Source organism: Salipiger marinus, from assembly GCF_035481585.1.
Lineage (GTDB): Bacteria > Pseudomonadota > Alphaproteobacteria > Rhodobacterales > Rhodobacteraceae > Salipiger > Salipiger marinus.
Genome location: NZ_JAYKSL010000001.1, coordinates 185,998 through 195,051, shown reverse-complemented (window position 1 = coordinate 195,051; position 9,054 = coordinate 185,998). Strand labels below are relative to the sequence as shown.

9 protein-coding genes are annotated in these 9,054 nt (G+C 68.3%); 7 read left to right on the top strand and 2 right to left on the bottom strand.

What is annotated here, in order from left to right; genetic code table 11:
* The first annotated feature begins 85 nt into the window (after nucleotides 1-85).
* Both fmt and VK682_RS01000 read left to right on the top strand, forming a co-directional pair.
* Nucleotides 86-994, top strand: a complete 909-nt coding sequence (gene fmt / locus VK682_RS01005) for a methionyl-tRNA formyltransferase (protein ID WP_324781318.1) — start codon at nucleotides 86-88, stop codon at nucleotides 992-994.
* Nucleotides 995-1,097: 103 nt separating this feature from the next.
* Nucleotides 1,098-2,078 carry a glutathione S-transferase family protein gene (locus tag VK682_RS01000; RefSeq protein WP_324781317.1) on the top strand — a complete coding sequence of 327 codons (981 nt, stop codon included), beginning with the start codon at nucleotides 1,098-1,100 and terminating at the stop codon, nucleotides 2,076-2,078.
* Here VK682_RS01000 and VK682_RS00995 read toward each other — a convergent pair.
* Complete coding sequence (locus VK682_RS00995; RefSeq protein ID WP_089842312.1) at nucleotides 2,075-2,458, bottom strand: response regulator transcription factor; 384 nt, start codon at nucleotides 2,456-2,458, stop codon at nucleotides 2,075-2,077. The genes VK682_RS01000 and VK682_RS00995 overlap by 4 nt on opposite strands.
* Before the next feature lie 217 nt (nucleotides 2,459-2,675).
* On the opposite strand from VK682_RS00995, the gene VK682_RS00990 reads away from it, so the two are divergent.
* Nucleotides 2,676-3,851 carry a lytic murein transglycosylase gene (locus VK682_RS00990; RefSeq protein ID WP_324781316.1) on the top strand — a complete coding sequence of 392 codons (1,176 nt, stop codon included), beginning with the start codon at nucleotides 2,676-2,678 and terminating at the stop codon, nucleotides 3,849-3,851.
* A 36-nt stretch (nucleotides 3,852-3,887) separates the two neighbouring features.
* Complete coding sequence (locus VK682_RS00985; RefSeq protein ID WP_324781315.1) at nucleotides 3,888-4,283, top strand: hypothetical protein; 396 nt, start codon at nucleotides 3,888-3,890, stop codon at nucleotides 4,281-4,283.
* 6 nt (nucleotides 4,284-4,289) lie between these two features.
* Here VK682_RS00985 and ade read toward each other — a convergent pair whose 3' ends face one another.
* On the bottom strand, nucleotides 4,290-5,987 hold the full coding sequence (gene ade / locus VK682_RS00980; RefSeq protein ID WP_324781314.1) for an adenine deaminase: 1,698 nt from the start codon (nucleotides 5,985-5,987) through the stop codon (nucleotides 4,290-4,292).
* Nucleotides 5,988-6,130: 143 nt separating this feature from the next.
* Between ade and choX the strand changes: the two genes are divergently transcribed.
* From choX to choV, 3 genes are all read left to right on the top strand, one after another.
* On the top strand, nucleotides 6,131-7,051 hold the full coding sequence (gene choX / locus VK682_RS00975) for a choline ABC transporter substrate-binding protein (protein ID WP_324781313.1): 921 nt from the start codon (nucleotides 6,131-6,133) through the stop codon (nucleotides 7,049-7,051).
* A 93-nt stretch (nucleotides 7,052-7,144) separates the two neighbouring features.
* The gene (gene choW, locus VK682_RS00970) at nucleotides 7,145-7,975 is read left to right on the top strand and encodes a choline ABC transporter permease subunit (protein ID WP_230794691.1); all 831 of its coding nucleotides are present in this window, start codon (nucleotides 7,145-7,147) and stop codon (nucleotides 7,973-7,975) included.
* On the top strand, nucleotides 7,972-8,991 hold the full coding sequence (choV, locus tag VK682_RS00965; protein ID WP_230794690.1) for a choline ABC transporter ATP-binding protein: 1,020 nt from the start codon (nucleotides 7,972-7,974) through the stop codon (nucleotides 8,989-8,991). The genes choW and choV overlap by 4 nt, the downstream gene beginning before the upstream one ends.
* Nucleotides 8,992-9,054: the final 63 nt, after the last annotated feature.

Here is a 9,054-nt window from a genome sequence, read left to right as displayed (position 1 = left end):
GTGGCGGCGAGGGGTAGGGGGGGGGGCTTTGCCCCTCCCGCTCCCCGGGATATTTGGGGTCAGAAGAAGAGCGGAAGGAGCCGGCATGCGCGTGATCTTCATGGGAACGCCCGAGTTTTCGGTACCGGTGCTGGACGCGCTGGTGGCAGGCGGGCACGAGATTGCCGCCGTCTACTGCCAGCCGCCGCGCCCCGCGGGCCGGGGCAAGAAGGACCGCCCCTCGCCGGTGCAGGCGCGGGCCGAGGCGCTGGGTCTGCCGGTGCGGCATCCGATCTCGCTGAAAGGTGCAGAGGCGCAGGCGGAATTTGCGGCATTTGGCGCCGAGGTGGCGGTGGTGGTGGCCTATGGGCTGATCCTGCCGCAGGTCGTGCTGGACGCGCCCGCGCGCGGCTGTCTGAACATCCATGCCTCGCTGCTGCCGCGCTGGCGCGGGGCGGCGCCGATCCATCGCGCCATCCTGTCGGGCGATGCCGAGACCGGCATCTGCATCATGCAGATGGAGGCGGGGCTGGATACCGGCCCGGTGCTGCTGCGGCAGGCGGTGGCGATCGGCGCCGAGGAGACCACGGGCGAATTGCATGACCGGCTGTCGGCGCTGGGGGCGGATCTGATCGGGGTGGCGCTGGCGCGGCTGGACGATCTGGTGCCCGAGCCGCAGCCGGAGGCGGGGATCACCTATGCGCAGAAGATCGACAAGGCGGAGGCGGCGCTGGACTGGACCCGTCCGGCGGCAGAGGTCGACCGGCTGATCCGGGGGCTGTCGCCCTTTCCCGGCGCATGGACCACGCATCAGGGCGAGCGGATCAAGCTGCTGGGGGCGAGGCAAGCTGCAGGCGCTGGCGCGCCGGGGGCGGTGCTGGACACGGGCTTTACCGTCGCCTGCGGCAGCGGCGCCGTGCAGGTGACGCGGGCGCAGCGCGCGGGCCGGGGCGCGCAGGAGGCGGAAAGTTTCCTGCGGGGGCTGCCGCTGAGGCCGGGGGACGTGCTGGGCTGACCGGCATCTGTGCGCTGCTGCGGGGGCTGCTGCGCGCGGGGCGCGGTTGCGGGTGGGCCCGAGGGCGCTAGCTTGCCCCTCGACACCGGAAAAGGAGCACGTCATGGGCCAGCTGATCGACGGCCGCTGGAGCGACCAGTGGTATGACACCGAAAAGACGGGCGGGAAATTTCTCCGGTCCGACACCGCCTTCCGCAACTGGGTGACGCCGGACGGCGCGCCGGGGCCCTCGGGCGAGGGCGGCTTTGCCGCCGAGGCGGGGCGCTATCATCTTTATGTCAGCTATGCCTGCCCTTGGGCGCATCGCGCGCTGATCTTCCGCGCCCTCAAGGGGCTGGAGGATCTGATCGAGGTCAGCGTGGTGCATCCCGACATGCTGTCCGACGGCTGGACCTTCGATCTGGATTTCCCCGGCACCACCGGCGACCGCCTGCACGGGCTGCGCTTCCTGCGCGAGGTCTATCTGCGCGCCGATCCGCAGATCTCGGGGCGGGTGACGGTGCCGGTGCTCTGGGACAAGAGCCGCGGCACCATCGTGTCGAACGAAAGCGCCGAAATCATCCGCATGTTCAACAGCGCCTTTGACGGGCTGACCGGCAATACCGATGATTACTGGCCCGAAGCGCTGCGCGCGGAGATCGAGCCGGTCAATGACCGCATCTATGACACCGTGAACAACGGCGTCTACAAGGCGGGCTTTGCCACCACGCAGGAGGCTTATGACGCCGCCGTGGTGCCGCTGTTCGAGACGCTGGACTGGCTGGAGGCGCGGCTTGCCGGCCAGCGCTATCTGATGGGCGACAGGCTGACCGAAGCGGACTGGCGGCTTTTTACCACGCTGATCCGGTTCGATATGGTCTATCACGGGCATTTCAAATGCAACCGGGCGCGGATCGTGGATTACCCCAGCCTGTGGGGCTATCTGCGCGAGCTGTATCAATGGCCCGGCGTGGCCGGGACGGTGCGGTTCGACCACATCACCCGGCATTACCATTACAGCCATGACACCATCAATCCGCACCGGATCGTGCCCATCGGACCGGATCTGGATCTGGAGGCGCCGCACGGGCGCGGCGGGCTCTAGACGGAGCGGCCCGCCGCCACGCGCTGCCCGGCGTAATGTTCGACCATGGCGGCCAGATCGGCGGGTTCGGTCTGGCTTTGCAGATAGGCGCAGGCATTGGCGCAGTGCCGGAAGATCGACCCGTCCGAAAAGAACGAGGTGTTGGTGACAAAGATCACCCGGCAGTCGGGGCGGCGGTAGCTGGCAAAATCGGCCACGGCCAGCGCGCTGCCGTGGTCCAGCACCAGATCCAGCACCATGATGGAAAAATCGCGCCGCTGCAGCAGCGTGGTGGCGCTGTCCTGATCATGGGCAATCGCCACGACCGCTCCCAGCCGTTCAAGATGCCGACGCCAGAGCGCCGACAGCTCCTTGCTGCTCTCGACGATGAGCACCTTCATTCCGACCTCCGCCGTCCCACAACCCCGTTTTCGCCCCAGCCTCACGTCTATTTCTTTTCGTCGCCAACCCTAAACAAATGATTAATACTCTCGTAAACTTCGTGAACGAAATGCAAACAGCGCCTTCCTGCCGGTGCATTGGGCGGCACCCCGCCTGCCCGTTGCGCGCAGAAAGAGCGGTGTTAGGTTGCGGCACAACCAAGCAGATAGGTGGTCCATGCGCGCCCTGATCCTGAGCCTTGCCCTTGCGCTGCCTGCTCCCGCTCTGGCGCAGACGGTGCCCTGTGGTGGCGATTTTGCCGCCTTTCTGGACGGGGTGCGGGCCGAGGCGGTGGCGGCGGGCATCGATCCGCAGGCGGCGCAAAGCTTTGTGGCGGGGCTGCGGCCCGATCCGGCGGTGCTGCGCGCGGATCGCGGGCAGGGCATCTTTCAGGCGCCGTTCATCGAGTTTTCGCGCCGCCTGATCAGTCAGGACCGGCTGGACCGGGGCCGCCGCAAGGCGGAGGAGTGGGATGCCGTCTTTGACCGGATCCAGACCGAACTGGGCATAGCCCCGGGGGTGCTGCTGGCCTTCTGGGCGTTCGAGACCGATTACGGCGCGGTGCAGGGCGAGTTCAACACCGCCAACGCGCTGGCGACGCTGGCGCATGACTGCCGCAGGCCCGGCCTGTTCCGGCCGCAGCTTCTGGCCGCGATGCAGCTTCATGCGCGCGGCGAATTCGACCCCGCCACCACCCGCGGCGCCTGGGCCGGAGAGATCGGCATGGTGCAGATGCTGCCGCGCGACATTCTGGAGCATGGCACCGATGGCGATGGCGACGGGCAGGTGCAGTTGAAAACCTCGGTGCCGGATGCGCTGATGTCGGGGGCGGCGATGCTGTCCTCGCTGGGCTGGCGCCCGCGCGAGCCGTGGCTGCAGGAGGTGGTGCTGCCTGCCGATCTGGATCTGCGGCTGACCGGGCTGGAGGTGACGCGCAGCGTGGCCGAATGGGAACGGCTGGGCGTGGCGGCGCGGCAGGGCGCGCTGGATGACGGACGGCTGGAAGCCTCGGTGATCCTGCCGCAGGGGCGGGGCGGACCCGCCTTTCTGGCCTATCCCAACTTCCGGGTGTTTTTCGACTGGAACCAGAGCTTTACCTATGTGCTGACCGCCGCCTATTTCGCCACGCGGCTGGAAGGAGCGCCGGTCTATGACGCGGGCAGCCCGCAGCCGGGGCTGGACGGCGCGCAGATGAAGGCGCTGCAGCAGCGCCTGCAGGCGCGCGGCCATGACGTGGGCGAGGTGGACGGGATCCTTGGCGCGGGCACCCGCGCCGCCGTGCGGGCGGTGCAGGCGGATCTGGGCCTGCCGGTGGATGGCTGGCCCACCCCGGCGCTGCTGTCGGCGCTGTAGGGTGGAACTTTTGCGCGGGCGGGAGCGTTGAATAAGATGAAGAAGTTTTTGATACCCGCCACCGTCATTGCCCTTGCCGCCGCCTGCCTGCCGCAGGACCGCCCCTCCGCCGCCGTGCCCGAAGGCACCATTCCTGCCGCGCTGCAGGGCCAGTGGGGCCTTGTTGCCGCCGATTGCGAGCCGGGCCGCGACGATGCCAAGGGGCTGCTGACGGTGGAGCCGGAGCGGCTGGTGTTCTACGAATCCCGCGCCACCTTGGGCGAGGTGACCGAAGCCACCCCCAGCCGCATCGCCGCCCGGTTCAACTTCAGCGGCGAGGGCATGACATGGTCCCGCGACATCCTGCTGGAGCAGAGCGGCGACACCCTGACCCGCCGCGAAACCGGCGAGGGCGCGATCCCCGAGCCGCTGGTCTATACCCGCTGCCCGTGACGCGGCCTAGCCGGGGATGATCTCGAATTTCGTGACATCCACCATGCCGCGGTCGGTGATCTTCAGCGCGGGGATCACCGGCAGCGCCAGAAAGGCCAGCTGCAGGAACGGCTCTTCCAGCGTCACGCCAAGGCTGCGGGCGGCGGCGCGCAGATCGGTCAGCCGGTCGCGCACCGCCTCGAACGGTTCAAGGCTCATCAGCCCCGCCACCGGCAGCGCCAGTTCCGCCAGAATCTGCCCGGCCTCGGCCACGACAAACCCGCCTTCGATCTCGGCCAGCCGGTTGGCGGCCAGCGCCATGTCGGCATAATCCGCGCCGACGCAGGCGATGTTGTGATGGTCGTGACAGACGGTGGAGGCGATGGCGCCGCGCTGCAGCCCGAATCCCCGCACGAAGCCGGTGGCGATGTTGCCGTTGCGCCCGTGGCGTTCCACCACCGCGATCCGCATCAGGTCGCGCGCGGGATCGGGGCGCTTGTCCCCGTCGCTGAGCGCGATGTCCTCGTGCAGATGGTCGGTCAGAATCTGCCCCTCGCGGATGCCGATGACATCCGTGGCGGTGCGGTTGGCGGTGCTGCGGAAATCCTCCGCCCGCAGGCGCGGCGCATGCACGGACTGCCGCCCGACCTCGGGGATATGGCCACGCGCGGCAAAGGCCGCCTGATCCACCCGCACCCCGCCCGCCAGAACCAGCTGCGCATGGCAGCCCTCCAGCGAGTCGAGCACCACGATGTCGGCGCGCTTGCCGGGCGCGATCATGCCGCGATCCTTCAGGCCGAAGGCTTCGGCGGCGGACAGCGTCGCGGCGCGATAGGCGGCAAGCGGCGGCGTGCCAAGGGCGATCAGGGTGCGGATCATGTAATCCAGATGGCCATGCTCGGCGATGTCCAGCGGGTTGCGGTCATCGGTGCACAGGCACATGTAGGGCGAGGTCCGTTCGTCCAGCAGCGGCTGCAGCGCGTGCAGATCCTTGCTGACCGAGCCTTCGCGGATCAGCACCCGCATGCCCTTGCGCAGCTTTTCCAGCGCCTCCTCGGCGCTGGTCGCCTCGTGTTCGGTGCGGATGCCCGCCGCCACATAGGCGTTCAGATCCCGCCCCGACAGCAGCGGGCAGTGCCCGTCCACATGCCCGCCCTCGAAGAGCCGCAGCTTGGCCATGGCCTGCGGATCGCGGAAGATCACGCCGGGATAGTTCATGAACTCCGCCAGCCCGATGCCCGAAGGGTGCCCGCGCAGCGCCGCGATGTCTTCGGCCAGAAGCTCTGCCCCTGCCGTTTCCATATGCGTCGACGGCACGCAGGACGACAGCTGCACCCGGATGTCCATCAGCGTGTGTTCAGAGGCCTGCTGGAAATAGCGGATGCCCGCCGCCCCGACCACATTGGCGATTTCATGCGGGTCGCAGATGGCGGTGGTTACCCCGCGCGGGGTCACGCAGCGGTCGAATTCGAACGGCGTGACCAGCGAGCTTTCGATATGCAGATGCGTGTCGATGAAGCCGGGCACAAGGATCTGGCCCGTTACGTCGATCACCTCGCGCCCTTCATAATGGTCGAGGATCCCCACGATGGTGTCGCCGCAGATCGCCACGTCGCCCTCCAGCAGCGCGCCGGTGACAAGGTCGAACAGCCGTCCGCCGCGCAGCACCAGATCGGCGGGGGCATCGCCCCGGCCCTGTGCGATGCGTGTTTCAAGCTCGGCCATGGCAGTCTCCTTCTGACGTCGCCGCAGCATGCCATGGCCCAAGGGGCGAAGGCGAGGGGGCTTGGCCCGGCGATTGGTTGCAAAACGGGGAATTTCCGCGCTTACTGGCGGCCATAAAGACCAACATCACCGGGGAGATCACCATGACCACATCCCGCCTTGCCCTCGCGGCGGCGCTGCTGTCCGCAGGGGCCGCCCATGCGGACTGCGACTCCGTCACCTTTTCCGATGTGGGCTGGACCGACATCACCGCCACCACTGCCGCCACCACCGTGGTGCTGCAGGCCATGGGCTACGAGACCGATGTGAAGGTGCTGTCGGTGCCGGTCACCTATACCTCGCTCGCCAATAACGACATCGATGTCTTCCTTGGCAACTGGATGCCGACGATGGAGGCCGACATCGCCCCCTATCGCGAGGCGGGCACCGTCGACAGCCTGCGCGCCAACCTGACCGGGGCGAAATACACGCTGGCCACCAATGCGGCGGGCGCCGCCGCAGGCATCGCTGATTTTGCCGACATCGCCGCACAGGCCGAGGCGCTGGACCAGACCATCTATGGCATCGAGCCCGGCAATGACGGCAACCGCCTGATCCTCGACATGATCGGCGCCGATGCGTTCGGCCTGTCGGAATTCGAGGTCAAGGAAAGCTCCGAACAGGGGATGCTGGCGCAGGTGGGCCGGGCGACCAACCGCGACGAGCCCATCGTGTTTCTGGCATGGGAGCCGCATCCCATGAACGCCAATTACGACCTGACCTATCTCACCGGCGGCGATGACTGGTTCGGCCCGGATCTGGGCGGCGCCACCGTGCACACCAACACCCGCGCGGGCTATGTGGAGGAATGCCCCAATGTCGGCCAGTTCCTGACCAATCTGGAATTCTCGCTCCAGATGGAGAACGAGATCATGGGCGCCATCCTTGATGACGGCGCCGATCCGCAGGAGGCCGCGCGCGACTGGCTCGCTGCCAATCCGCAGGTGCTGGATGGCTGGCTGGTCGGCGTCACCACCAAGGACGGCGCCGAGGCGAAGCCCGCCGTTCTGGCCACCCTGCAGTAATCCAAGGCAGGCGCGGCGCGGGGGCTGACCCGCGCCGCCGCTCCGGCATCTCATGGCGCCCGGTTTTGCGGGCGCGCGGCACAGGGTCTGCGCATGGACTGGCTTACCGCCTACAAACTTCCCGTCGGGGATGCCGCAGAGGCCGGGTTCGGCTGGCTGCAGCGCCACGGCACATGGGCCTTTGACGGGCTGGCCGAGGCCATGGAGGCGCTGATCGAGGCGATCCTCTGGGTGCTGCAGACGCCACCCGAACTGCTGGTGATCGCCGTCTTCGCCGCCCTGACATGGGCGCTGCACCGCAGCTGGAAGGTGCCCGCGCTGGTGGGCTTCGGCTTTCTCTTCATCGTCAATCAGGGCTATTGGGAAGAAACCACCGAAAGTCTGACGCTGGTGCTGTCGGCCTGCGTGGTCTGCATGGGCTTCGGCGTGCCCATCGGCATCGCCGCCGCCCACCGGCCCCGGCTTTACCGGACGCTGCGCCCGGTGCTCGACCTGATGCAGACCCTGCCCAGCTTCGTCTATCTGATCCCCTCCATCGTGTTCTTCGGCATCGGCATGGTGCCGGGCCTGATCGCCACGGTGATCTTCGTGCTGCCCGCACCGATCCGGCTGACCCATCTGGGCGTCACCTCCACCCCGTCCGCGCTGATCGAGGCGGCAGAGGCCTTCGGCGCCACCCCGCGCCAGAAGCTCTGGAAGGTGGAACTGCCCTGCGCGCTGCCGCAGATCCTTGCCGGGCTGAACCAGACCATCATGCTGTCGCTGTCCATGGTGGTGGTGGCGGCGCTGGTCGGCGCGGACGGGCTGGGCGTGCCGGTGCTGCGCGCGCTCAACCGCGTCGATACCGGGCTCGGGTTCGAGGCGGGGCTGGTCATCGTCGTGCTGGCCATCCTGCTGGACCGCGCGCTGCGGGGCCGCACATGACGCGGGCGGTGATCTTCGACGAGGTCTCCATCGTCTTTGGCGATGATCCCCATGGCGCCCTGCCGCTGGCCGATGAAGGCCGCAGCCGGTCCGAGATCGGCAAGGAAACCGGGCAGGTGCTGGGCGTGCATGACGCCTCGCTGGAGGTGGACGAGGGCGAGATCGTGGTGCTGATGGGCCTCTCCGGCTCGGGCAAATCAACGCTGCTGCGCGCGGTCAACGGGCTGAACCCGGTGACGCGGGGCAGTGTCCGGGTGCATGACGGCAGCGCCATGGTCGATGTCACCACGTGCCGCCCCGCCACCCTGCGCCAGCTGCGCCAGACCCGCGTCGCCATGGTGTTCCAGCAGTTCGGCCTGCTGCCATGGCGCAGCGTCGCCGAAAATGTCGGCTTCGGGCTGGAACTGGCGGGGGTCCGCCCCGCCGACCGCGCCCGCCGCATCGCCGAGCAGCTGGCGCTGGTCGGGCTGGACGGCTGGGCCGACCGCCCGGTGGCGGAACTGTCGGGCGGCATGCAGCAGCGCGTCGGCCTTGCCCGCGCCTTTGCCACCGACGCGCCGATCCTGCTGATGGACGAACCTTTCTCGGCGCTGGATCCGCTGATCCGCACCCGGCTGCAGGACGAACTGCTGGATCTGCAGCGCAAGCTCCGCCGCACCATCCTCTTCGTCAGCCATGATCTGGACGAGGCGTTCAAGCTCGGGGGCCGCATCGCGCTGATGGAGGGCGGGCGCATCGTCCAGACCGGCACCCCGCGCGAGATCTTCTCCGATCCCGCCTCGCCCTATGTCGCCGAATTTGTCGCCAACATGAACCCGCTCGGGGTGCTGACCGCCCGCGACGTGATGACCGCCGCGCCGGGCGCCGACCCCGCCGCCCCCGAGGTCGCGCCGGAAACCCCGGTGCGCGCGCTCATGGCGCAGCTGCAGCAGGCGCGCCACCTCACCGTCACCGACCAGGGCCGGACGCTTGGCCAGATCACCGCCGAAAGCATCGTCGCCCGGCTCTGCCGCTAGGCGCCTTTCATCTTGCCCCTAAACTCCGGGGGTGAATTGGCGCAAAGCGCCAAGAGGGGGCAG

What these genes read in the sequence shown, in the direction of transcription:
- fmt (WP_324781318.1), top strand. Translation starts at nt 86, where the DNA reads ATGCGCGTGATCTTCATGGGAACGCCCGAGTTTTCGGTACCGGTGCTG.
- VK682_RS01000 (WP_324781317.1), top strand. Translation starts at nt 1,098, where the DNA reads ATGGGCCAGCTGATCGACGGCCGCTGGAGCGACCAGTGGTATGACACC.
- VK682_RS00995 (WP_089842312.1), bottom strand. Translation starts at nt 2,458, where the DNA reads ATGAAGGTGCTCATCGTCGAGAGCAGCAAGGAGCTGTCGGCGCTCTGG.
- VK682_RS00990 (WP_324781316.1), top strand. Translation starts at nt 2,676, where the DNA reads ATGCGCGCCCTGATCCTGAGCCTTGCCCTTGCGCTGCCTGCTCCCGCT.
- VK682_RS00985 (WP_324781315.1), top strand. Translation starts at nt 3,888, where the DNA reads ATGAAGAAGTTTTTGATACCCGCCACCGTCATTGCCCTTGCCGCCGCC.
- ade (WP_324781314.1), bottom strand. Translation starts at nt 5,987, where the DNA reads ATGGCCGAGCTTGAAACACGCATCGCACAGGGCCGGGGCGATGCCCCC.
- choX (WP_324781313.1), top strand. Translation starts at nt 6,131, where the DNA reads ATGACCACATCCCGCCTTGCCCTCGCGGCGGCGCTGCTGTCCGCAGGG.
- choW (WP_230794691.1), top strand. Translation starts at nt 7,145, where the DNA reads ATGGACTGGCTTACCGCCTACAAACTTCCCGTCGGGGATGCCGCAGAG.
- choV (WP_230794690.1), top strand. Translation starts at nt 7,972, where the DNA reads ATGACGCGGGCGGTGATCTTCGACGAGGTCTCCATCGTCTTTGGCGAT.